This is a genomic window from Segatella copri, assembly GCF_019249765.2.
Lineage (GTDB): Bacteria > Bacteroidota > Bacteroidia > Bacteroidales > Bacteroidaceae > Prevotella > Prevotella copri_K.
In genome coordinates this window covers 2110434-2133967 of record NZ_CP152484.1, presented here as the reverse complement: position 1 = coordinate 2133967, position 23534 = coordinate 2110434, and the positions used below count along the sequence as shown (strand labels likewise).

21 protein-coding genes are annotated in these 23534 nt (G+C 42.1%); 10 read left to right on the top strand and 11 right to left on the bottom strand.

All coding sequences use genetic code 11. From position 1 onward, the window contains the following. The first annotated feature begins 141 nt into the window (after positions 1–141). The 6 genes from KUA46_RS09305 to KUA46_RS09280 all read left to right on the top strand — a co-directional run bounded on the left by KUA46_RS09305 (position 142) and on the right by KUA46_RS09280 (position 6144). Positions 142–399, top strand: coding sequence for a hypothetical protein (locus KUA46_RS09305; RefSeq protein ID WP_006847053.1), 258 nt, complete (start codon positions 142–144; stop codon positions 397–399). A gap of 479 nt (positions 400–878) precedes the next feature. Then, complete coding sequence (locus KUA46_RS09300; protein ID WP_218487534.1) at positions 879–1550, top strand: hypothetical protein; 672 nt, start codon at positions 879–881, stop codon at positions 1548–1550. A gap of 105 nt (positions 1551–1655) precedes the next feature. Further along, complete coding sequence (locus tag KUA46_RS09295) at positions 1656–2126, top strand: hypothetical protein (RefSeq protein ID WP_434725787.1); 471 nt, start codon at positions 1656–1658, stop codon at positions 2124–2126. Between the two features lie 263 nt (positions 2127–2389). Next, positions 2390–3865 carry an IS66 family transposase gene (gene tnpC, locus KUA46_RS09290; protein WP_434725783.1) on the top strand — a complete coding sequence of 492 codons (1476 nt, stop codon included), beginning with the start codon at positions 2390–2392 and terminating at the stop codon, positions 3863–3865. Between the two features lie 49 nt (positions 3866–3914). Continuing rightward, a complete protein-coding gene (locus tag KUA46_RS09285; protein WP_434725786.1) occupies positions 3915–4712 on the top strand; it encodes a transposase in 798 nt (265 codons plus the stop codon). 223 nt (positions 4713–4935) lie between these two features. Beyond that, positions 4936–6144 (top strand): PD-(D/E)XK nuclease family protein, encoded by a 1209-nt coding sequence (locus KUA46_RS09280; RefSeq protein WP_218487910.1) that lies wholly within the window; start codon positions 4936–4938, stop codon positions 6142–6144. 384 nt (positions 6145–6528) lie between these two features. On the opposite strand, the gene KUA46_RS09275 is transcribed toward KUA46_RS09280, so the two are convergent. The 4 genes from KUA46_RS09275 to KUA46_RS09260 all read right to left on the bottom strand — a co-directional run bounded on the left by KUA46_RS09275 (position 6529) and on the right by KUA46_RS09260 (position 11091). Then, positions 6529–8232 carry an acyl-CoA dehydrogenase family protein gene (locus KUA46_RS09275; RefSeq protein WP_218487911.1) on the bottom strand — a complete coding sequence of 568 codons (1704 nt, stop codon included), beginning with the start codon at positions 8230–8232 and terminating at the stop codon, positions 6529–6531. A 35-nt stretch (positions 8233–8267) separates the two neighbouring features. Beyond that, on the bottom strand, positions 8268–9290 hold the full coding sequence (locus tag KUA46_RS09270) for an electron transfer flavoprotein subunit alpha/FixB family protein (protein WP_089545009.1): 1023 nt from the start codon (positions 9288–9290) through the stop codon (positions 8268–8270). A gap of 57 nt (positions 9291–9347) precedes the next feature. Continuing rightward, positions 9348–10217 carry an electron transfer flavoprotein subunit beta/FixA family protein gene (locus KUA46_RS09265; protein ID WP_218487912.1) on the bottom strand — a complete coding sequence of 290 codons (870 nt, stop codon included), beginning with the start codon at positions 10215–10217 and terminating at the stop codon, positions 9348–9350. Positions 10218–10488: 271 nt separating this feature from the next. Then, a complete protein-coding gene (locus tag KUA46_RS09260) occupies positions 10489–11091 on the bottom strand; it encodes a riboflavin synthase (protein ID WP_022120073.1) in 603 nt (200 codons plus the stop codon). A gap of 290 nt (positions 11092–11381) precedes the next feature. Between KUA46_RS09260 and pepI the strand changes: the two genes are divergently transcribed. Further along, positions 11382–12269, top strand: a complete 888-nt coding sequence (gene pepI, locus KUA46_RS09255; RefSeq protein WP_218487913.1) for a proline iminopeptidase — start codon at positions 11382–11384, stop codon at positions 12267–12269. Between the two features lie 192 nt (positions 12270–12461). Here pepI and mcrC read toward each other — a convergent pair whose 3' ends face one another. From mcrC to KUA46_RS09235, 4 genes are all read right to left on the bottom strand, one after another. Continuing rightward, complete coding sequence (gene mcrC, locus KUA46_RS09250) at positions 12462–13511, bottom strand: 5-methylcytosine-specific restriction endonuclease system specificity protein McrC (RefSeq protein WP_218487914.1); 1050 nt, start codon at positions 13509–13511, stop codon at positions 12462–12464. After that, on the bottom strand, positions 13508–15478 hold the full coding sequence (locus KUA46_RS09245) for an AAA family ATPase (RefSeq protein ID WP_218487915.1): 1971 nt from the start codon (positions 15476–15478) through the stop codon (positions 13508–13510). Before KUA46_RS09245 ends, mcrC begins: the two co-directional genes overlap by 4 nt. Positions 15479–15644: 166 nt before the next feature. Beyond that, entirely contained in the window at positions 15645–17147 is a 1503-nt protein-coding gene (locus KUA46_RS09240; RefSeq protein ID WP_218487916.1) for an RNA-binding domain-containing protein, read from the bottom strand. A gap of 42 nt (positions 17148–17189) precedes the next feature. Continuing rightward, positions 17190–17705, bottom strand: a complete 516-nt coding sequence (locus KUA46_RS09235) for a hypothetical protein (protein ID WP_218487917.1) — start codon at positions 17703–17705, stop codon at positions 17190–17192. Between the two features lie 78 nt (positions 17706–17783). On the opposite strand from KUA46_RS09235, the gene KUA46_RS09230 reads away from it, so the two are divergent. Continuing rightward, the gene (locus KUA46_RS09230) at positions 17784–19361 is read left to right on the top strand and encodes an IS1634 family transposase (protein WP_218487981.1); all 1578 of its coding nucleotides are present in this window, start codon (positions 17784–17786) and stop codon (positions 19359–19361) included. Positions 19362–19393: 32 nt separating this feature from the next. Here KUA46_RS09230 and KUA46_RS09225 read toward each other — a convergent pair whose 3' ends face one another. After that, positions 19394–19615, bottom strand: a complete 222-nt coding sequence (locus tag KUA46_RS09225) for a hypothetical protein (RefSeq protein WP_256625119.1) — start codon at positions 19613–19615, stop codon at positions 19394–19396. Positions 19616–19870: 255 nt separating this feature from the next. Between KUA46_RS09225 and KUA46_RS09220 the strand changes: the two genes are divergently transcribed. Next, a complete protein-coding gene (locus KUA46_RS09220; protein WP_211421283.1) occupies positions 19871–21013 on the top strand; it encodes an ISAs1 family transposase in 1143 nt (380 codons plus the stop codon). A gap of 527 nt (positions 21014–21540) precedes the next feature. Then, positions 21541–21750, top strand: coding sequence for a hypothetical protein (locus KUA46_RS09215; protein WP_228115258.1), 210 nt, complete (start codon positions 21541–21543; stop codon positions 21748–21750). 268 nt (positions 21751–22018) lie between these two features. Here the strand turns inward: KUA46_RS09215 and KUA46_RS09210 are convergent, their stop codons facing one another. Both KUA46_RS09210 and KUA46_RS09205 read right to left on the bottom strand, forming a co-directional pair. Then, positions 22019–22699 (bottom strand): hypothetical protein, encoded by a 681-nt coding sequence (locus KUA46_RS09210; RefSeq protein WP_022120747.1) that lies wholly within the window; start codon positions 22697–22699, stop codon positions 22019–22021. A 22-nt stretch (positions 22700–22721) separates the two neighbouring features. After that, a complete protein-coding gene (locus KUA46_RS09205) occupies positions 22722–23456 on the bottom strand; it encodes a hypothetical protein (RefSeq protein WP_194252961.1) in 735 nt (244 codons plus the stop codon). Between the last annotated feature and the right edge of the window lie 78 nt (positions 23457–23534).

The window sequence follows — 23534 nt, the reverse complement described above, 5'->3', positions numbered from 1 at the left end:
AGTTGTACAACTATACACCTTTTAGTTGTACGACTATACACTTTTTAGCTGTACAACTGTATACCAACTTTAGGGTCGAACCATGAAGCGAATAAGTTTACGGCAAGACTTCTGCTCCATCATTTCCTCAGCAAGGAGAATATGGAGTGGTTGGCTCAATATGCCGAGTTTGGCTTGGTGAATGAGCAGAAGCTGGCTCTAGTCTTCGTGAGAGAAGTGGGTGTGATAGATAATGCTACTTATCGCCAGCTGGATTCTTCGATTACTCATGCCCGTGCACGCTTGGAGATTCATAAGCTCTGCGATCTTGGATTTATCGAGAAGAAAGGGCAAGGTCGTAGCACTTATTATATAAGAACCTCCAAGGTGGTATCCTTAGGAGAAAGGTTACGACCTTAGGACGAAAGGTTACTACCTCAGCATGGTATATTAGGCGAAAAGATACCACCTCAGCATGGTACATTAGGCGAAAAGATACCACCTCAGCATGGTACATTTGGCAAAAAGATACCACCTCAGCATGGTACATTGGGAGAAAAGATACAATCTTTACGCCTTGACGTTCTGGATAATAGCTATAAATCAAGTAACCATTTCCATACAGGTATCACTTCTATTTTCTTGTCTTTTACAACAATCTCTTCTTCCAACTCGTAAGTTAGGATTATGAGACGCTTGCAATCCAATACCTAGTATTTCTCTGATAACTTCTTTTTGTATCATAATCTCTTATTGTTTAATTGATTTTACGAAAATACGATTATTTTGTTAAATCGACTAAACAATATGCATAATTTAACATAAAAAGTATCTATATATCCTAGTTGATGTCGTTTTAAGATATCGGATAGCTTATGTTCATTTCGATGCATGGATGATTGGGGAGAGACAGGCTCTATGCTTCGCAATCTAAGCTTCTGCTCCATCATTTCCTCAGCAAGGAGAATATGGAGTGGTTGGCTCAATATGCCGAGTTTGGCTTGGTGAATGAGCAGAAGCTGGCTCTAGTCTTCGTGAGAGAAGTGGGTGCGATAGATAATGCTACGTATCGCCAGCTGGATTCTTCGATTACTCATGCCCGTGCACGCTTGGAGATTCATAAGCTTTGCAATCTTGGATTCCTAGAGAAGAAGGGGCATGGTCGTAACACTTACTATATAAGAACCTCTAAGGTGGTATCCTTAGGAGAAAGGTTACGACCTCAGGACGAAAGGTTACTACCTCAGCATGGTACATTGGGAGAAAAGATACCACCTCAACATGGTACATTGGGAGAAAAGATACCACCTCAGCATGGTACATTGGGCAAAAAGATACCACCTCAAGGCGAAAAGATACCACCTCAGCATGGTACATTTGAGATCGAAAGCCAAACGAAAAGTCGTAACGAATTACTGAGGGAACTTCCTAAAGGGCTCCAAGAACGAGTTGCAAAACTAGGAAAGTGGGCATCTCGGGAAAAGGTTAGTCAACTCCTTGTAGATTTATGCGCTTTTAAACCTTATAGCTACGAACAATACTGCGTTAAATTAATATTTAATCGTCTGTAAATCAATAACTTATATTAAGAAGTGCTTATGAAAACTTAACTGTAAAAAGTTGGTCAAGTCGCTGATTTTCAGTAACTTTGTAGATCACGACAAATACAATATTACATGAATACAGGACTTGACCAATATATGGATATCTTTAAAGATGCAGTTGAAGATTCAGCTGCAAAGATAACAAAAAGTTTCGAGAAAATACTCATCGAGGTGATAATTTTGTTCATGGTAATACCAAGAAAGATAAATTTCACCCAAATGGGGAGGTATGGCTTGCATGTTGAGCAAACCTATCGCAACGCATTCGGCTTGAAAAAGTCGAAGTGCATTGATTGGCTCAAACTTAATGTCTCACTTGCCAAGCGCTTCTTGGGTAAACAGGGAAGATGGGCTATTGCCATTGATCCCAGCTACATCAGTAAAGCTGGCAAGAAAACACCACATATCGGTCGTTTTTGGTCAGGATGTGCTCAGTCTGTTAAACATGGTCTCGAAATCATGGGTATTGGCCTCATTGATATTGATGCCAAAGACGTAACTGCTCAGCACCCCTATAGAAAACTTCTCGTTAATAAAGCATAAACTTGATTTTGCTTATTTTCTTCATCATTACAAACTTTTTAATGATTGAGTCGATGAGGACGTAGGCTGTTTAAAACAGTTCATTTAACGAGTTCTTTTCCGATGATGCCTCCAACATGTCTCCTTTGTCTATTATCTCCCTTCAACAGATTATCTGCCAGGAGATGCGTTTTTGCATTCCCCGTAAGTCAAAAGTCTGCGTTAATGGATGTAAATCGTGATTTTGCCATGTGGAGAAAAATGCTTATCTTTGCACCAAAAAAATGGCAAGCGACTGTACTGACATAGATGTTGTTTTGCGCCAGATAAACCAGCGTCTGCGCAAACTTGAGAAGTCCGACTCCGAGAAGACTGAGGAGATCGGACGCCTCAACCGTGTCATTAACCAGAAGGACGTGGAGATACATAATCTAAAGACAGAACTTGCTTCCACAAAGGCAGAACTTGCCGTTGCTAAAGAGCGCATCAAGGAACTCGAGGGAGCTGATGACGATACATCAAGTACACCAGGAAAGCCCGAGAAAAACAGCAGTAACAGCAGTATCCCTCCATCCCAAGAAAGTATCGCTTCCCGTGAGCTGCGCAGGACAAAGTCTCTTCGCAAGCCAAGCGGAAAGCCGAGCGGTGGACAGCCTGGCCACAAGGGTCACACACTGCAGACTATAGCAGAACCAGACGTAATTGTAAAGCACGAACCAGTCTATTGTAAATGCTGTGGTCGGCTCTTGATTGATATACCATGCCAGAAGATCCGTAAGACACAAATTGTTGATATCAAGGTGGTCGTAGAGACCTGCGAGGAACAGTATTACGAGAAGGTCTGTGAATGCGGTTGCGTAAACAACTGCGAAGCTCCCAACTGTCGTATCAAGTATGGTGACAACCTCCGTGCACTGGTGACATACCTTAATGTAGTGCAGTGTATTCCGTTCAAAAGGATTGCAGAACTTATATCCGACCTGTCCGGCCAGAATATAAGTGAGGGTACAGTGCAGAACATACTCAAAGAGAATAGCGGCAAGGCAGACTGTGCATATGAGGAAATACGCAAGAGGCTGGAAACAGCGTCTGTCGTAGGAGCCGATGAAACTGGTGCTACGGTAGGAAAGCATCTGCATTGGAACTGGATATTCCAGAACGACCTGCTTACATACGTGTTCCAGTCAGAATCGCGAGGTCAGAAGGCCATAGATTCCAGGTTTCCAAAGGGACTTCCCTATTCGACACTTGTGACTGACAGACATCAGAGCTACTTCAAGATGAATGTTAAGGACCATCAGGTCTGCCTGGCTCATCTTCTTAGGAATGCAGAGTATCTGAACGAACTGGATCCAAACCAGAACTGGTCACGGAGATTCATCCATCTGATAGAACACTCTATAAATCTCAGAAGAGAGGACAACATTACCTCTAGAAAGATAAAGGTACTGAAGACAAAGATGAAGAACCTCTTGGGTGAAAGCCTCACGCATTTAGATAACGAGTTTGAGAAATTCAAGAGGGGTATCCTTAAAGTCAAAGACTACCTATTTACCTTTCTCTCCAATCCAAGTGTGCCTTACGAGAACAATGCCAGTGAGCGGGGAGTTAGGAAAATCAAGATAAAGCAGAAAGTCAGCGGTTGCTTCCGAACAGACAGCGGTGCCGATGATTTTGCCAAGTTGCACTCCATTGCTGAAACTGCTATGAAGAACGGAAATTCTAAATTCAATGCAATTCTTGCTGTAGTACAACAGTAAGACGATTACTCATGCCCATAGGGGTGCTGAGTAGTTACCCAAAGACTGCATGATGTTAAAAGCACACCAGTCGCTAAGTAATAAAGAACTGAGTCTTAGAAACAAGACTATGGTAGATTTCTATATCAGCGTCATTAAGCGTTACCGCAAGGAACTTCTTAAACTCTCAACCCTCATAGTTGCAGATGCTTACTTCTCTACAAGTACATTTGTTAATGGGATAAAGAAAGAAGGGTTCTCTTTGATAAGCCGCTTTCGTGACAATGCTTGTCTCTTTTATGTCTATGCTGGTCCACGTACTGGAAAACGTGGTCGCCCCAAGACCAAGGATGGCAAGATTGATATGAAGAATCTTGACCTCACTCGAATGGAGAAGATGGAGATGAAAGATATAGAAGGAACAGCTTATACTTTGATAGCCTATTCCAAGGCACTCAGGTGTAAAGTTAGACTTGTCATCTGGCAGATGCCGAATGGCAAGAAGAAACTATTCTTCTCTACAGACACCTCACTTTCGGGTGAAGAAGTACTTCTTTATTATAGAACCAGGTTCCAGATCGAATTTTGCTTTCGTGACGCCAAAGGCTATACTGGTCTTATGGACTGCCAGGCTCGCGATAAGTGGAAACTCGATTTTGCTTTCAATGCTTCGTTCACATCACTAAATGTTGCCAAGGTAACTATGAAGGAGATGGGAATGGAATATTCTATGTCTTCATTCAAGTCACTGATGACCAACATTTATCTGGTGAAACGAATTTTTAAAGCAAGCGGGTACACCCCGAACCGAACTTTAATTAGCAAGATTTTCAAAGATCTCTCGTGCTTACAGCGTATAGCTGCTTAGCACATTATTGAATTATTAACGAACTATTGTACGAAGAGCTTGCTTTGATAATTCAAAGAGCGGCCAAGCCTATGAAGGATAAGTACATAAAGCCTTTACGATTAGCAAACAAGCTCTTTTATTGGATTCCCGAGATGATTAATCATCCACTGCAAAAGTATGTAGCTGACCCCTCGATGGCGAGAAGTAGCAATAAAAAAAGAAAACAATAGGATTAAGATATATGAATATTTTTAAAATTGTGCAGACATTTGCGTCTCTTACTCAGGAAAGTGTTTTGAATACGCTATCCCTTTCTCGTTCATTTCGACAATGTTATATTGAGAATACTGAGATGTTGCCAGTTTCCATAAATCCACTTGTTGATGCACATTTTAATCAGAGATTGAGAGAAACTGCGCATAGCAGAATATTATATTCTCTATTGACAGGAAGTAATGTCGTAAAAAAACATTTTATAAAGTTTTTTTTAGACATAGATGTGTCAGCTAATGATATTACGATACCATATCCTGATAAAAATAGAATTGATTTAACTATTAAAGGGAAAAACTTCTTCTTGATAATAGAGAATAAAGTTAATGGAGCACAGGAACAAAAGGAACAGGTTGATAGATATGTTGATATAGCAAGCAAGATTTATCCTTCAAAGGAAATCTATGTACTATATCTGAACCAAGATGGATATACCTATCCGTCAGAGTATTCTTTATCATCTAAAGTTAAAATGAAGTTAGGTAAGAATTTTATCTGCAAAAATTATAAGGTTGATATTCTAAACTGGCTATATTCTGTCAATAGGATAATTCCTTTTGATACAGAACAGCAGCTAAAAAGTTCTATAGTCGTTTATATTGGCTATTTAGAAGAATATTTTGGAAACTCAAAAAGACAAATAATTATGAATAATAAACTTGATAAATTGATAGTGGAACAACTCAAATTAGATAATAAATCTACTTCTGAAAAGCTACAGGTTATTGAAGATGAATTGGAAAATGTTCAGAAACTCTGTGAACGCTTAGAGTTCTTACAAGAACAGTATCAAGAGGAATATGATGAGGAAAATTTTAAAGAATGGTATAATAAATGTGTTGGCATTATTGACGATAAGCTTATCCTTACATGTCAATCTTCTACGGAATTCGGCTTTGATTTTGATTATCGTAAATCTAAATTCCGATGTGAGGTTTCTGTTGACGAAGGGGGATACTATTGGGGGATTAAGTGTTTAAGTCAGAGAATCTGTAAAAACGTACAGGGAAAATTGAAAGATATTGTGCTTAATAGTAAGTATGGATTCCATAATAATGAGGAAAATGCACCGGAATGGGTTGTGTCAGATTATGCTTCTGAGAGTGATATTGTAGAGCGTTTTGTTACGTTAACGTCAATAATTATTCAGCAACCAGAAGTGATTCTCTGTCAATAAGATTATAGGTAACTACTCATATCCATAGGGGGCTTCAATGGGGACTGAGTAGTTACGAAGAAATCGGCTTATAAAGTATATTTATGAGGTGTACATTTCTTTTGCTCCGATTGAGGTAGATGCTTGTTGCATTTTTTTGCAGAAAGTCCCTTTAATCTTGTACTTTGCTGTACAAAACTTGATATTTTTGCTAATTCAATGAAAATGAGGAAGATAGATATGTGGTATCCGATTCCCCCGAAATCCTTACTCTAATAATATCCGATTCCCCCAAAATTTTTGGGAGTATATCAGGTAAGTGAAGAAGAAAGTTTGTAATAAAAAAGTCCGTGAACATTCGTTTGTCCACGGACTTTTTAAAATTATCTTATTCTTATAAATGTCTTACGCCTTGAAGCTCTCCAAGTCTTCTGCCTTGAAGTTCTGGATGTATGTTGAATGGCCGAGAACTTCCTCCTCTGCCATGCGAACATATACGTTGGCACTCTTGGCAAACATCTCTGGCGCCTTGGTAGCATCGTCGAGGATGAGAAGAGACATTACGATGTCGCCAGTCATGTTGTAGAGACGGCGAGCCAGGAAGTCGTGAACTGCCTGATCGTTTGCCTCCTTCACCTTGTTGATGGCTGCCTCGTAAAGTTCTACGAGCTTAGCTACACGCTCCTTCAATGGCTTCAAATCCTCTGATACCTCATTCTCCAACATCTCCTTGATAATGCTGAGATAAGTGCCGTTGGTGATGTAGCGGATGGCTGCAACTACCTGAAGCTGGGTGGTTCCCTCGTAGATAGAGAAGATGCGGGCGTCACGGAACAGGCGCTGGCACTTGTACTCCATGATGAAACCAGAACCACCGTGAATGCTGATGGCATCGTATGCATTCTGGTTGGCATACTCTGAGTTCATACCCTTAGCCAATGGAGTAAATGCATCAGCCAAGCGGGTGTATTTCTTCATCTCCTGACGCTCCTCTGGAGTGAGCTTAGTGTCGCGGGCGATGTCTTCCAAAGCCTTGTAGATATCTACGTAGCGAGCGCAGCAGTAGAGGAGTGAACGGCCTGCATCCAACTTAGCCTTCATTCTTGAAAGCATGTCGTATACAGCTGGGAAGTTGATGATCTTCTCACCAAACTGAGCACGCTCCTTGGCATAAGCCAAGCCCTCATTGTAAGCCTCCTGCTCAACACCTACACTCTGAGCAGCGATACCCAGACGGGCACCATTCATCAAAGCCATCACGTACTTAATCAATCCGAGACGGGTGTTACCGCAAAGCTCTGCCTTGGCATTCTTGTAAACCAACTCGCAGGTTGGAGAACCGTGAATACCCAACTTGTGCTCGATGTGACGAACAGTTACGCCACCATCACGCTTGTCGTAGATGAACATAGAAAGACCACGACCGTCCTTGGTGCCTTCTTCAGAACGAGCCAGAACCAGGTGGATGTCTGAGTCACCATTGGTGATGAAACGCTTCACACCGTTCAGACGCCATGTGCCGTCCTCATCCTGTGTAGCCTTCAGCATTACGCGCTGCAAGTCAGAACCTGCATCAGGCTCAGTCAAGTCCATACTCATGGTCTCGCCAGCGCAGATGCGAGGGATGTACTTCTGGCGCTGCTCCTCAGAACCGAACTCATAGAGTGTATCGATACAGCTCTGGAGAGACCAGATGTTCTGGAAACCTGCATCGGCAGCAGCTATGATTTCAGAAGCCATAGAGAAGATGGCGTTAGGCAGGTTCAAGCCGCCGTAACGGCGAGGCATTGACAAGCCCCAGAGGCCAGCCTTGCGTGTAGCATCAAGGTTCTCGAATGTCTTGCTGGCATAAATCATGCGGCCGTTCTCCAAGTGTGGACCTTCGAGGTCAACATCCTCAGAGTTTGGTTCGATGATGTTAGCAGCTACATCGCCGGTAATATCCAGCAATCGCTTGTAGTTCTCGATGGCATCCTCATAGTTTACTGGAGCATCTTCAAACTGGTCTTTTTCTGCGTAGTTGCGCTCCTTCAAGTCAACAACACGCTTCATCAATGGGTGATTGAGATGAAATTCAATCTCAGGGTGATCACTATAGTAATTAGCCATTTTGCTTTTCTTATTTAAATAATGTGTAATGCAGATTACTTTGAATTCTGCTTGTAGTACTTGATGAGCTTAGGAACCACATCCTCAACATTGCCGTTGATAACGTAGTCGGCAATCTTGTTGATTGGAGCATCAGGATCGTTGTTCACAGAGATGATGATGCCTGAATCCTGCATACCGGCGATGTGCTGAATCTGACCAGAGATTCCGCAGGCGATATAAACCTTAGGATGAACGGTAACACCAGTCTGACCAATTTGACGGTCGTGATCTACCCAGCCTGCATCTACGGCAGCACGGGAAGCACCTACCTCACCATGGAGGAGATGAGCCAACTCGAAGAGCTGGTCGAAGCCTTCCTTGCTTCCTACGCCATAACCACCGGCTACAACGATGGCAGAACCCTTCAGGTTGTGCTTGGCAGCCTCTACGTGGTGGTCGAGTACTTTTACTACGAAGTCTTCAGCAGGAACATACTTGCTTACCTCTGGATAAACCACTTCCTTCTTGCACTCACCCTCGTAGATGCTCTTCTGCATCACGCCAGAGCGGACAGTAGCCATCTGAGGACGGTGCTCTGGGTTTACGATAGTAGCTACGATGTTACCACCGAAGGCAGGACGAATCTGATAGAGCAGCCCCTCATAGTGCTTGCCGCTCTTCTTGTCGTCGTAATCACCGATTTCAAGCTCTGTACAGTCGGCGGTAAGACCGCTGGTCAATGAAGAAGAAACACGAGGACCGAGGTCGCGACCGATAACGGTAGCACCCATCAATGCAATCTGAGGCTTCTCCTCCTTGAAGAGGTTGACGAGAATGTCGGTATGTGGAGCTGAAGTGTATGGGAACAATCCCTCAGCATCGAAAACAAATAATTTATCTACACCATAAGGGAGAATCTGATCCTCTACCTGACCCTTGATGCCAGTACCAGCCACGATGGCATGGAGCTCCACGCCCTGCTGGTTAGCGAGCTTACGACCCTTGGTGAGCAATTCCTGAGATACTTCGGCAACGGTTGTGCCTTCTACCTCGCAATATACAAATACGTTGTTCATTGTCTTTTCTAATAAAGCATTTTTAAATGAATCGGAATCTGAATCATCCTTCGATGATTATCCGATAATACTTTCGTCCAACAATTCCTTCATCAGTCCGTCGATGTCCTCATCGCTGCTGGTCAAGGTCTTGCTCTCCTTTGCCTGGAACACGATGTTCTTCACGGCCTTCACCTTGGTAGGTGAACCGCTCAAACCACACTGTGCAGGGTCGCCGTCAACATCGGCAACGCTCCACTGGTTCAGGGTGAGGTAAGGGCGCTCCTCATAGAGGCTGGTCCAAGGTTCATCACCCTTGCGCTCCATAGGGCAGGTAGCGTATTTATATTTCATAACGAGCTTCACGTTGCATGGGCGACATGGAGCAGCACTTCCGTTTACGGTAATTACCAATGGCAATGGAGCCTCTACGGTCTCAACACCGCCATCAATGAGGCGGCGGATAGTAGCCTTGCCATCCTCTACCTTGAGGATTTCCTCTGCATAAGTAACCTGGTTCAATCCCAGCTTCTGAGCCACCTGAGGACCCACCTGAGCAGTATCACCATCGATAGCCTGGCGACCACCGATTACGATGTCTACGTCACCAATCTTCTGGATTCCGGTAGCAAGGGCATAGGAAGTAGCCAATGTATCAGCACCGGCAAAGAGACGGTCGGTGAGCAACCACCCCGTATCTGCACCACGATAAAGACCCTGGCGGATGATTTCGCCAGCACGTGGAGGACCCATAGTCAAAATACCAACTGTAGAACCTGGATTCTGCTCTTTCAATCGGAGAGCCTGCTCCAATGCGTTCAAATCTTCAGGATTGAAGATTGCAGGAAGGGCAGCGCGATTTACTGTGCCTTCGGCGGTCATCGCATCCTTACCCACATTTCTTGTGTCAGGTACTTGCTTGGCAAGTACTACGATTTTTAAACTCATATTTTTAAAAATGGTTATTGTTATAATTTCCTAAGTTTGTTAGTGCTCAGTACTCAAGTTGTACGTCGTCTAGTGCGATTGTCAGACTTGCTATCGTCCAATAAGTTACTGTCCAATGTTCAATTTGGGACAAAACACGGGGGCAAAAGTAACACTTTTTTATGGCTTACGCAAATATTTTATTAAAAAAATGCCCATTTAGTCTTGCTTTGTGCGCAAAACGCAAGAAATGTGCATGTTTTTTAGAACGTCCGTACTTAACTTTGCTGGCTTATTCAAAGCTCTTGAGTCGAGCGATATATTTGCCCAGAATGTCGAATTCGATATTCACTACCGTTCCCACTTCGATGTCGCAGAAGTTGGTATTCTCTCTGGTATAAGGAATGATGGCAACGGTAAATGTGTTGTCTGTAGGATCACAGACGGTGAGCGAAACGCCGTTAACGGTAACGCTGCCCTTGTCGACCGTGAAATAGCCTTTTCTTGCCATTTCCTTATTGAGCTCATATTCGAAAGTAAAATAAGTAGAGCCATCAGCGTCTTTCATTGCGATACATTTGGCAGTCTCGTCCACGTGTCCCTGTACGATATGACCATCCAGACGGCCGTTCATCACCATCGAACGTTCCACGTTTACCTTGTCGCCCACCTTGAGCAGACCCAGATTACTGCGGTCCAGGGTTTCCTTCATGGCGGTAACAGTATACGTGCCATCTTTTATTTCCACCACGGTGAGGCACACACCATTGTGCGCCACGCTCTGGTCGATGCCGAGTTCATCTACGAACGAACATTTCAGGGTAAAGTCGATGTTCTCCTTATCATGTCTGATAGCTACGACGGTAGCCATTTCTTCTACGATTCCACTAAACATATATTCTATTTTTATTTGGTTTCATTATTATTTAGAATGCAAAGATATTGCATTAGCTAGAAACAGCCAAATTATTTAAGTTCTTTTGATAAAATAAGCAAGATATATTTGTTTAATTGCCATATTTTTTATATTTTTGCACATCATAATATATGCACATGATAAATGTGATATACATGTCTTTTCAAAACTCCACCGAATATGAAGAATAATGAAGACTATATAATAAGGTATAGGAGCAGCAAAATTAGATAACACAGTTTAGGTAACAATAAAAACATTTGAAGACAATGGAAATCAAAGAAGGATATATGCCCTTCATGGGCTATCAAACATATTATCGTATCGTAGGTAAAACAGAGGAGGGCAAGAGCCCTATCATCCTCTTGCATGGTGGACCAGGCAGTACCCACAACTATTTCGAGCTATTGGATAGGGTAGCGGAATCAGGTAGAGCTGTCATCATGTACGACCAGTTGGGCTGTGGCAACTCATTTGTGGAGGGACATCCCGAACTCTGGACTCCTGAGACTTGGCTCAACGAACTCTGTGTGCTCATCGACTATCTCCACATCGACCATTTTCATCTCTTGGGACAGTCGTGGGGTGGCATGCTCGCCATCATCTATCTGATAGAGAAGCAAGCAAAGGGCGTGAAGTCAGCCATCCTCAGCAGCACTCTTTCGAGCAGCAAGCTTTGGGCAAGTGAGCAACATCGCATGATTAAGTTTATGTCGGAGGAAGACCAGCGTGCCATCGCTGAGGCTGAGGCGAAGGATGACTTTTCGAGCGAGGCGTATGCCAAGGCGAATGAACACTTCATGCTCCTGCATTGTGCCGGTGAGGTGACGGAGGATAGTCCAGAGTGTCTTCGCCGGAAGAAGCGTGCTGGTGCTGAGGCTTATCTCCATGGTTGGGGACCAAATGAATACACTCCTACTGGTACGCTCCGTGATTATGATTACACCGACCGCTTGGGCGAAATCCAAGTGCCTTGCTTGGTGATGAGTGGCACCAACGACCTCTGTACTCCATTGGTAGCAAAGACGCTCTACGATGGTATCCCAGATTCCAAGTGGCATCTCTTCGTAGGAGCCCGACACATGCCTTTCGCCGAGCAAAATGATGAGTATTGCCAGGTGCTGGAAGAATGGATGGAGGAGAAAGAGGGAAAGTGATTTGGCACTTTCCCCTTTTATTTTATGATTCCATTGTCAGTATCAGAGAGGTTGATTCTCTTTTTGTCCAATTGATTGGATAAAATAAGCATAAAACCGTCCAATTGATTGGATGAAATCAATGGAAAAAGTGCTGACAGTGGTGCCAAAAGTGCTTTAAAAAACGACTTTTGGCACCACTATCGGCATTTTTTAGTAAACTGAATACGATACGAAAGCCTCTAATTGCTTCTCTATTTCAGCGAAAGGTACATTGAGGTCAAGAGTGCGGAAGTATATGGTATTGCCATCCGCAAGCTTCATACTTCCATTGGGTGTGATGTCTTCGTCTGTTTTAGCATAAAGCAACATGCCATCCACTTTGCCCGAATGCAGTTTGTCCTTATTCATGACATATGTATGAATTTGGTACAAGTTGTTAGAATGTATTGTCGCTTTGTCAAATTGCACTTGCATGGTATGTCCATAATACTTGGTGTCAATGATGAGCGTTCGGTCATTGAGAGTAAGTAATATGTCAGTTTGCATGATAGGAAGAACATGAGTGGAAGATACATCTCGGTCGATGTTCCAATCTATTTGTGCAGCTTGAGCCTTGTATTCAGGATGTTTAGACCTATAGTATTCTAAGACAAACTTCTCGAAAAGGCGACAAAGATGTTCATCAGTAAATGACTTTATCTTGTATTTCCCCTTTTCTGTTGTCATCAGAATATCCTCGGTAAGGAAATAACAGATATAAAGTAGCATTTGATAGGATTTGTTGTTTCTGTCAAATGTCAGTATATTCCATTTTATCGTGCTTAGTTCGATGATGTCGATGCCTGAAAAGAACAGCATGAGATTCTTTAGCTTGGTCTTTTGATCTTTTTTGATGTTTCCGTGCTTGAGAAGACCAAAGACAGTTGCTTTTATAATCTGATTGAAGATGTTGTTTTCCGATAACTCATCATATTCACAACCGATTTCTTGCTTTCTGCATAACTTGTTTTGGATGGTAGCGTTCAAGTCAAGTTTTCCGCGAAGGGTAGGGAGTGAGTCTTTGCGAATGATATATTGCTTGAAAATACCTTGTTTCAGTTGGCATGAGATGCCCTTGATGAGAATTTCGGCAAACAATTGTTGTATGTTGTCGAAATTCTCACCAGCAATCTCTTCATAGTTGTTCTGCTTTAGCTCACGAAAAGCATAAGTGAGCATATAGTAGATGTTGAGTATGAATATGTTCTTGTCTTTCGTCATTTGAGTGCGTCTAATAGTTTTTCTACAGCCGTTTGATACTTCGAATCGTTGTCAAACCAATATTCTCTAAGCATTGGCTTGATGTCGTATTCCACGATATTTTCCAACCACAAATCGTTGATGTCATTTGGCTTGGAAGAGCAGAAGTAACTGTGACCGATACAGAATCCCGAACCAAGTGAATCGTCATTGATAATGTCATGGTTGAGTGAAACTATGGCATTGACAACTTTATCAAACTTATCATTTCCTATGGACTCTTGGTACTTCTTGAAACCTTCAGTGTCAAATCCAGGAGTCATTTCATAGAAACTAAATCGACGGCGCAAGGCATAGTCTATCATGGCAAGACTTCTGTCTGCTGTATTCATCATACCTATTATATATAGGTTGCTTGGCACACAGAACATTTCGCCATTATAAGCCAATTTAATTTCTGTGTCTCGATAGTCTTTTTCTATTAGCATTAACAATTCACCAAATATCTTGCTCAGGTTTCCACGATTTATTTCATCTATAATGAAGTAGTAATCTTTGTCCGGATTACTTTGGGCTCTTTTACAGAAGTTATAGAAAACTCCCTTTTTGAGTTCGAATCCACCATCTTCGTTAGGTCGATACCCCATCATGAAATCCTCATAGCTATAATTTTGATGGAATTGGATGAATTCGATTCTCGATTCGTCTATATCCCCCATCATAGAGTAAGCTAATCTCTTAGCGGAGAATGTCTTACCTACGCCAGGTGCTCCTTGCAAGATGATGTTCTTCTTGTTTTGCAAGAGCAAGCGCAGCTTGGTATAGTCTTCTTCGCTCATATATACCTCATTGAGAAAATTCTCTTGTGTATAGGGTTTCAGCTGTTTGTTTTCTTCTTTTGGATTGGATTCTCTGATGAGATCAATCAGGTACTCATATTCGTCAGGGGCAACTTTGAATAGTGAGCCATTCTTGTTTTGAATGAATTCCATGCTTTTTAGCTCTGGTGCATCCTTGAATGAGGCGTAGTCGATAGGGTATTGCAGGGATTCAACTTTTTTGAAACAAATATGCTGCCCATCTGATGGCGTGTCGATTTCGGCAATGGCAACGATTTGTTTCACAGGGTTGGCCTCATATCCTATGACAATATCCCCTTTCTTGGCATTCATGAAGTTTTGGAAGACTCTTCTTGGATTGCCGTTCTCATTGTAAAGAGTATAGTCTTGTATATCACCAACCTTCATCTTGGAGAAACTCCAAATCTTAGGGCTGGCTACGAGCCACCAATATTGCTTGTTGATATTGTCTTCTGTCTCATTTGTAGCTTCTGTAGTCTGAACATAGTCTAATTCTTTCAAAATAGTAAGCAATTCTTCGTAATAGTCAAAGATGTCCTTGTCTCCTTTCTGCTGCATTAGGAAAGCTTGAAGTTTTGATATAGGCATAGCTTTAGCTCCTGCTAAACCAAAATGTGTTGCCAATTGTACAAGCATGTCTTTCTTGTAAATGGGGATAAGTTGGTTGTTGGAGTATAAGAATGCTATCTTCCATCTGTAGCCTTCTCCTAATTCTGTGATCGTATCTAAAACCTCAAAGTTTCCATTGCTGGCGTTTGTTGCAATTTTGATGATAGCGTTCTTTACTACGTTGAAAGCTTCTTGAGCTGTAGGCTTATTATATCTTGCATACCAAGCATATTTTTCATCGCTGATAAACTTTGTGTTGTGAATATTGGTCTTAATACGATATTCATAGATACCAAATTTATATGATGAGCCACCCCATATAGATCCCAACTCGTATGTGCGAGATTCTAGCCAATAGCAGAAAGAGTCATCTTTGTTCAAATTGGTATATTGCTCCAAAGTCATGCCTTGGAGCGTATCCAGAGGAAATGTGTGAAGAAAGTCTTTCAAAAGCTTTTGGCGTAGTTTCTTAACTTCTTTTTTCCCTATTTTATCTGATGTAAGTTTTATATCGTTCATAATTTTTCTTTTTTTGAAAATAATTACTGACATAGTTACCGACATGGTTACTAACATAGTTACTAGCTCTGTTACTATTTCATGAAAAGTAGCAGAGCTTGAATTATCTGACTCTGTCGTTGACTTTGTCGTTCTGTATCAAAACAAAACGACAGAGTCGGATTGTTTATATTGTCTCCAAGAACAACAAACCCTTTTTGGTCGTTCTGTATTGTTGCTTAGGACTTGTCGGCTTATCTGGTACCGTAAGTTCCAGATAATCATGAAGTAGCAAAGGTTCGATGAAAGCCTTGAAGTTCCATTGTTGATACGTAACACCAATTAAATCGTATATTTCCTTTCTGTATTTTGGTTCTTTGCAGAACTTAAGAATGGATACAACTTTGTCTGTTGCATCTGTATATGTATTATCACCTTCAGCTCTGTTAGTAGCTCTGTTAGTAGCTCTGTTAGTAGCTCTGTTAGTAGCTCTGTCACTAACTCTGTCACTATCCAGCCAAAAAGTGACAGTGCTGGTGCAGATATCACTCTCAAAAGTCACGTCATTTCCTGTGATTTCCTTCCACTCATTCATCATGTCGAAACCATAACCGATGGTTTCAGATAGGTTTACCAGTCTGAATATCTTGGCAATAATTGGGTTGCGAGGATTGGAGTAGAGATGGTTGCCCAGTTGAGATATTGGCACAGGATAGCCACCGGCATTGAAGAACTCGACTCTGTCGGTATAGATATGAATGCACGAGTGGATGGTGCTGAATGGATCGAAGTGGGAGAGCATGTTGACCAATGCTTCTCGCAAAATCTTAAACTGCGAGCGGTCTTCCACATTGAAACCCTCATCGTTCATCATGAAAGGCGTATCCACGATGAGGCGCAGTCTCCTGATCATAATCTGAAAATACTCCCAAAGGTTCTCTTGCTCTGGGATGCGATAGGTATAGCGAGTTCGTGCTTCTCTCACGCTTCTGCCAGGAATCTCCACCAAGTCCATCCAAAACGTAGGGACATAGCGGCGAACCCATTCTTCTTTGCCAAAGCACATCAAGCCGCCATAATTCAGATGTCCCTCATTATCGGCGATGCCGATGCGCTTGCAGAAGTCGGCGATGTCATTGCCTATCAGATTAGGTCGAGGACTGTATAGCTTGAAGTAATTGCGATAGTCGCGAATGGTATCCTCGTTGAGCATGGAGAGATTGGAGTCTAAGAGTATCTGCTCAGACTTGATGCCGAATGATTGGTTATGAAACATGGCGGTTATCTCACCATTGGTTGCTCGCTGGTCTCCACTGCCAAATCGGATGAATGTATTCTGTGGATTGTTATAGTAGATAGGCTTGTGGGGTGATGAGGCGATATGAAATGCCAAAACCTTATGTCCATCTATATGATAGAGCATGCTCTTGGCATCGACTGGCTCATTGAACTTTTGGGAACGCAAGGTGCCCAAGAAGTCTTGTTCCAACTTCTCTGCATTGGCAACTCCAGAGATTTCAAACTTCTTGCCATTCTGCTTCACTCCAAGCACTATCCATCCGCCGGAAGTGTTGGCGAATGCACTTACGGTTTCCCATATATTCTTAGGGAGTTCGCTCTTGGCCTCCTTAGCCTCGAAGTCCTCCCATTCGATGTCGTTGATTCTGTCTATCAGCTCTTCCTTTGTCATAATAATGATGATTAAATTGAAATATAGAATTTCTTCCTCCCTTCACTTCAAGAAATAGATAGGAGCATGCTGGGTGCCTTCCTTCACCATGATACCCTTTTCGCAGAAATGGTTGAGCCACTTCTGAGCCATGTATGGAGTCAAGCCGAAGTGGATGCGCATGATGCGAGTGGTGATGTAACGATTCTTTTGAAGATACTCCTTGATTTCCTCCAATATCTTTTCCTCGGAGTATTTTGTAGATTGGTTGGAATAGCGGGAGCGGACGAAATGGACGTTGCGCTGTACTTCCTCCATTAGCTTACCTTCTGGTCGGAAGTTGATGCCGGTGATGCGTACTTCCTTGCCCGTAATCTTCTTGTCTGGATTCTCCTCTGGCATCTCTAGGCTAGCCGACATGGAGAAGTAGCCTATCTCTGGGATATAAAAGCGGCGTCCCATGGAGAATTCTTCCACCATAAGGTCGTGAAGCTCTGCCAACACCGCAGCCACATCTCCCTTGGTGAGTGAGCAGCGGCTCTCCTGACTTTGACAAAATGTGTACCTATAAAATAACATATCCTAATTTTCAGGCATTTAGCAAAAATAATCTCTGTAAATGGGTGACGCAACGACTATTTTTTGTATCTTTGCACCATGTTTGTACGTAAGAAGAAGCACCGCAGTGGGCATATCGGAGTGCTTGTGGTGGACAAGAGCAATGGCAAGTTCCGTGAAATCAAGAGTTTCGGTGTTGCGAAGACAGATGCCGAAGCGGATGCTCTGTGCCTAGAAGCGAACAAATGGATAAGAACTTATGGTGGACAGCAAGAGATTAACTTCACAGAACCAGACATCAAGCAAAACGAAGAGGAAGAGACAGAACGAGTACTGTCTAACATAGACTCCCTGCTTCTAAATGGACACCAAATTATCCTAAACCAAGTATATGACAGCATAGGTTTCAACCAAATTCAAGATTCCATACTTCGCCATTTGGTTATCGCTCGCATCTCTCAACCCATGAGCAAACACGCAACAGTAGATTACCTGAAGTCATACTTTGATGAAGATGTCGAGTTGTATAAGCTTTATCGCTACATGGACAAGTTGTACTATACCCAAAAAGAAGAGGTACAACGCATCAGTGTAGAGCACACCAAGCGCATACTCGGTGGACATGTAGGTCTGATGTTCTATGATGTGACCACACTGTATTTTGAGACCAGTAGAACAGATGTGCTGCGAGAGTCTGGTTTTTCAAAGGATGGCAAGACATCAGAGTCGCAGATAGTGCTAGGCCTCTTGGTCAGCCGTGATGGCTATCCTCTGTCGTATTGTATTTTCAATGGAAGCCAATACGAGGGATACACCATGCTACCTATCATAGATGATTTCATACAACGCTTCTTTCTGGACGATTTTGTAGTGGTGGCTGATGCAGGGCTCATGAGTAAGCGCAATGTAAAGTTACTGGAGGATGCAGGATACAAATATATAATAGGTGCTCGTATTCATACAGAGTCTGAGCAGATAAAAGAATGGATCTTGCAGCAAGACAAGATGCCTGGAAAATTTCACGAATACAGATATGGTGACAATGCAAGATTGATCCTCGGCTATTCCGAAGAACGAGCAAAGAAGGATGCACATAATCGTGATAAGGGAGTGGCAAGGCTCAAGAAGGCATATGCAAATGGAAAAATCACAAAAGCCTCCGTAAATAAGCGTGGCTATAATAAATTCTTGGAAATCAGCAAAGACATAGATGTAGTTATCAGCGAAGACAAAATCAAGGAAGATTCACAGTGGGATGGCTTGAAAGGTTATATAACCAATACTTCCATCACACCAAAGGAAGTTGTCGAACAATACCACGGTCTATGGGTCGTGGAACGAGCCTTTCGTGTAACCAAAGGGAACTTGGAGGCACGCCCCATCTTTCATTTCACAGAGAAAAGAATAGAGGCACATATCTGCATATGCTTCATTGCATACAAGGTGTATAAAGAACTGGAGCGTATCTTAAAAATTGCCAAGATAAACAAAAGTGTAGATTCAGTTTTGAAAATTGCTAAGACCATAGCTACTATCAGAATCAACATGCCGAATAATGGGAAGGTCAGGCAAGAAACATTGCTGCTGACTCCTGCCCAACACTCTATCAAGCCCTTGTTTGATGTTCAAAAGATACTAGACGGGGGCAAAAGTGACGATTCTGCCCCCGAAAAATAGAAAAATCCAAGATGGGTGACGCATAGTCAAAGTCAGGAAAAGCGGCGTCCCATGGAGAATTCTTCCACCATAAGGTCGTGAAGCTCTGCCAACACCGCAGCCACATCTCCCTTGGTGAGTGAGCAGCGGCTCTGGATTTTCTCTTGCAGTTGCTTCTCGGTCATAGGTTCATGCTGCACGATACGAATGTATTGGCGCTTTTCTCCTGTGCCCTGGGCATTGTTGAGCATGTAAATGTCGTATTTCAGTTCCATATTTCTTGTTGTTTGATGGTTCGTTGTTTTCTATATTCTTTGTCTTCTATGAAAGATGATGCAAATATATATAATAATGTGATAACTTGTATCTTTTGGTGTAAACTATTAGCAGGGTAAACGCATCAAACTTTTTACCTTTTAACATATAGATATTAATGTTGTATCTTATTGAATATTAACTATTTATATTTGCTTGTACCAAAAATATTTTGTATCTTTGTAAAGAATAATTAAACACTTAAAAGTTACAAAATGAGCATAATTAAGTTATCTAAACAAATTCCAGACCCAAGAGTCACAGGACGAACTGTTCATAAAATGGAACATATTATCTATATTACCATAGCAGCAGTACTGGCTGGATGTCAAACATGGGATGATATTGCTGAGTTTGGAAGAACTAAGAAGGAGTTCTTCAAATCTCGTTTGGTAGGTTTGGAGCACATTCCAAGCCATGACACCTTCAATCGTTTCTTCTCTATATTTGACCCAAAGGGCTTTGAACAAATTTTTCGCGATTGGGTCAAGGAAATTGTTGGTGAGGTCAAAGGCATAGTAGCCATTGACGGCAAGTTAATGCGTGGCTCCAGCAAATGCGATTCAGAGCACACATTGGGCAAAGATGATTTTCGCATGTGGATTGTGTCGGCATGGTCTTCTGATAACAATATCTCTCTGGCTCAAGAGAAGGTGGGCGACAAGACTAACGAAATCACCGTTGTACCAAAGTTGCTTAGCGCAATAGACTTAAAAGACACCATTGTAACGATTGATGCCATGGGATGCCAAACCTCTATAACCAAGAAAATAAGAGAGGGAAACGGAGATTATATTATTGCATTGAAGAAAAATCAAAAGACAAGCTATGATTTTGCAAAGGATATCATAGCCGAATACACTGATCGTGACTATCAGGGTATAGTTTCAAAGCATACTTCCTTTGACAGAGGGCATGGCAGATTAGAAGAAAGGAAATGTATAGTGGTGAGTTATGGCAGCACTACTCAAAAAATGTTCAAGAACAAATTTGAAGGGCTAAAATCTATTGTTGGCATTCTGTCACGAAGAACTATCGTTTCAACAGGTGAAACTTCCGAGGAAAACAGGTACTACGTAACTTCCCTAGGAAATGAAAGGCCTGAGGGAATCGCCAATGCAATAAGAAAGCACTGGGGAATAGAGAATAATTTGCACTGGCAATTAGACTTTACCTTTAGAGAAGACGAAAGTAGAAAGGTGAAAAATGCAGCAAGGAACTTCTCTACTATTACTAAGATTGCTTTGTCCATCCTTAAAAAGGATAAAACGATCAAGGGAAGTCTCAACTTAAAAAGAATGAAAGCTGGCTGGGACGAAAATTACCTGTCAAAACTTTTGGAGGCGAACGCATTTTGATGCGTCCGCCCTGAAACTATTAGGTTTATTTAAACATTGGTATATGTCATGTGATTATACGGCATTTGTCATCCGGTCGTATGATAAGTGTCGTATAATCGCATGACAAATGTCACGCAATTGTTATAATTGCTTTCTTGCATCGTTATAATTGTTTTCTTGCATCGTTATAATTGCTTCCTTGCATCATATAAGTCACAACATTGTTGCCATCCATCTCACCCTTGGCAATTCGCAGGGGAGGTATGTGATGAGGCTGAGACTATCTATTACACCTTCGTACCTGAGAAGGCGCAGGAAATGGGGTTCAGTGGATGCAAGGTAGAAGGTGAATAAAAGGCGCTTTTCAAGAAACGCTCATTCAGAATGAGTGTTTTTGCTCAGAATTACTCATTCTGAATGAACAAAAATGAAGATTTATTTGGTTGTTTACTTAAAAAAATGTATTCATCGAGTTGAAACGCCGCGGATATGATGTTTTTTATCATGCAGATAAGAAGGAGTGCGACTTTGTTGTTAGAGAGGGCATGAGAATCATGAAGGCTTATCAAGTAACGATAGTGATGAATGACGAGAAAACTCGCAAGCGAGAAATCGAGGGGCTGATGGAAGCCATGAATGCTTATGGCTTGGCTGAGGGATATATTCTTACGATGGAGGAGAAGGAAGAACTTGAGATAGATGGCAAGCAGGTTCATGTTCTTCCTACGTGGGAATGGATGTTGAGAGAGAAGTGAAATATTATAAAAAAAGTGATCATCATACCCCGAAAGGGAACTGGTATGGTATTTTGAGCCGATTCGACATAAAGTCACCTTCGGGAATAGCTTCTCAAAAACAGTAATTAAAATTTCATTCTCCTTTCGCAATCACCAGAGTATGCTTATAATCAGTCATTTATATAGGTAGTTAAGTTGTGTGTAGTGTTGGCTGGTCGGAGAATCTTAATCCGGATCATTATAATAGTTCCTGCGGAGGGCACGAAAGTGCCCTCCGCAGGAACTATTATTGTTTACTGGAAGCTGCTTTCCATTCATCATAGATATGGCTAAAGATAGCTACGCCATCATTCAGTTGCTTCCTAGCTAAAGACTTATCTTTGTTCCACCATTCAAGAATGTAATTCTTCAGTCCCTCATATTCCTTTTGATCCTTGAATTGTCTATCCAGGCTTCCCATTTTGCCAAGCGTTGCATTGTAAAGAATAAATGCCCTTTCCTGTCCATTAGGCTTCAGTGCATACCAAGTAGCCCAAGAGTTTCCTGTGTTTATGCCATTGCCAGGCAGAAATACGTGAACTTGGTAGACAGATGCATTCTTGCCGCGGTAAAGGAGTTCCATAAGGCGATCCTCTTTTACAGCCCTAATCGAATTACGTGCTATCGTTTGGCAATGTTCCCACACTTCGCCTTCAGGGTGTTCCTCTGTGAGTGCAAGCCATTCCATCTTGGTTACTTTCTCAGCATCGTACTTCTTGGCTTTTTTGCCATCTGGATTCTCGGCAAGTCTTACTTGATATTCTAACGCCCACCCCATGTACTTCTTAGGAATGTAGCCCTCTATCTGTTTGCCATCCATCATAGTGAGGCGAACATGACGCATTTCTGGGTCGTCATTCTTGCGAGCGTGTGCAGCTATCGCTACCACCATTACTGCTATGAGCAGCCAAAACTTCATTGCTTTCATAATGATTCCTTTTAGTTGTTATTTATTGTTTGCCATCTAATACTTCTATCACTCGTTGTATCATAGAACTTCGGTTGTGTTCACCTAGTCCAATGAGTTTCTTTTCCCATTCCTGCGAAAGTCCTACACAGTGGCAAAGTTCTCGGATAAAGGGTTTGTCGCATTTCTTATAGGTATCTCCCAGACATATAAGCTTGCCATCAGTCTGTCTGACATAGAAGTCGCAAGCCGTCTTGCTTGGGATGAAAAACATTGCTGCTGCTGTGTTACATTGCCTAGCTTTCATTCCTCCCATGTCCGTCACGGAATAACCTTGGGAGGCATAAATATAGACTTGCAATCGTGGGTGGTTGATATATAGCCAGCTCCATCCCACATTTTCCAAAGGAACAAGTGTGCGTACGTTTTGCTTGGAGGTGGCATTCCACACCACTACAGAATCAATGTTGGCGAAAGGTATCACGTCGCTAGTGCATTGGCGAGAAAAGAAGTTTCTATAAACTTGAACATCCTTTTTCTTGCGTGGCAAGTCTATTCGGTCATTACTTTCATAGAGTTGCTGGATACCATTCTTTAGGTACACTCGACCCTCGCATGATTGAGCTTGCATGCTAATAGTTCCCATATAAGCAAGCAAAATGCTAATGATGAGATATATTCGCCCCAAATTTACCTCCTCATGCACGGCATTTTTGATCTCTCGGATGGTCTTGCCATTGGAAAGACGCCAACCTTCTATTTCTTCAAATTTACACATAAGCGATTTCTCTTGATAATCCATGCAAAAATACGAGAAAACTTTCTGATTACCAAATGAATTAACCATTTTTTATAA

Bases quoted from the DNA above. Each gene is read 5' to 3' on its own strand.
- KUA46_RS09305 (WP_006847053.1), top strand. From the start codon at position 142: ATGGAGTGGTTGGCTCAATATGCCGAGTTTGGCTTGGTGAATGAGCAG.
- KUA46_RS09295 (WP_434725787.1), top strand. From the start codon at position 1,656: ATGAATACAGGACTTGACCAATATATGGATATCTTTAAAGATGCAGTT.
- tnpC (WP_434725783.1), top strand. From the start codon at position 2,390: ATGGCAAGCGACTGTACTGACATAGATGTTGTTTTGCGCCAGATAAAC.
- KUA46_RS09285 (WP_434725786.1), top strand. From the start codon at position 3,915: ATGATGTTAAAAGCACACCAGTCGCTAAGTAATAAAGAACTGAGTCTT.
- KUA46_RS09280 (WP_218487910.1), top strand. From the start codon at position 4,936: ATGAATATTTTTAAAATTGTGCAGACATTTGCGTCTCTTACTCAGGAA.
- KUA46_RS09275 (WP_218487911.1), bottom strand. From the start codon at position 8,232: ATGGCTAATTACTATAGTGATCACCCTGAGATTGAATTTCATCTCAAT.
- KUA46_RS09270 (WP_089545009.1), bottom strand. From the start codon at position 9,290: ATGAACAACGTATTTGTATATTGCGAGGTAGAAGGCACAACCGTTGCC.
- KUA46_RS09265 (WP_218487912.1), bottom strand. From the start codon at position 10,217: ATGAGTTTAAAAATCGTAGTACTTGCCAAGCAAGTACCTGACACAAGA.
- KUA46_RS09260 (WP_022120073.1), bottom strand. From the start codon at position 11,091: ATGTTTAGTGGAATCGTAGAAGAAATGGCTACCGTCGTAGCTATCAGA.
- pepI (WP_218487913.1), top strand. From the start codon at position 11,382: ATGGAAATCAAAGAAGGATATATGCCCTTCATGGGCTATCAAACATAT.
- mcrC (WP_218487914.1), bottom strand. From the start codon at position 13,511: ATGACGAAAGACAAGAACATATTCATACTCAACATCTACTATATGCTC.
- KUA46_RS09245 (WP_218487915.1), bottom strand. From the start codon at position 15,478: ATGAACGATATAAAACTTACATCAGATAAAATAGGGAAAAAAGAAGTT.
- KUA46_RS09240 (WP_218487916.1), bottom strand. From the start codon at position 17,147: ATGACAAAGGAAGAGCTGATAGACAGAATCAACGACATCGAATGGGAG.
- KUA46_RS09235 (WP_218487917.1), bottom strand. From the start codon at position 17,705: ATGTTATTTTATAGGTACACATTTTGTCAAAGTCAGGAGAGCCGCTGC.
- KUA46_RS09230 (WP_218487981.1), top strand. From the start codon at position 17,784: ATGTTTGTACGTAAGAAGAAGCACCGCAGTGGGCATATCGGAGTGCTT.
- KUA46_RS09225 (WP_256625119.1), bottom strand. From the start codon at position 19,615: ATGGAACTGAAATACGACATTTACATGCTCAACAATGCCCAGGGCACA.
- KUA46_RS09220 (WP_211421283.1), top strand. From the start codon at position 19,871: ATGAGCATAATTAAGTTATCTAAACAAATTCCAGACCCAAGAGTCACA.
- KUA46_RS09215 (WP_228115258.1), top strand. From the start codon at position 21,541: ATGAGAATCATGAAGGCTTATCAAGTAACGATAGTGATGAATGACGAG.
- KUA46_RS09210 (WP_022120747.1), bottom strand. From the start codon at position 22,699: ATGAAAGCAATGAAGTTTTGGCTGCTCATAGCAGTAATGGTGGTAGCG.
- KUA46_RS09205 (WP_194252961.1), bottom strand. From the start codon at position 23,456: ATGTGTAAATTTGAAGAAATAGAAGGTTGGCGTCTTTCCAATGGCAAG.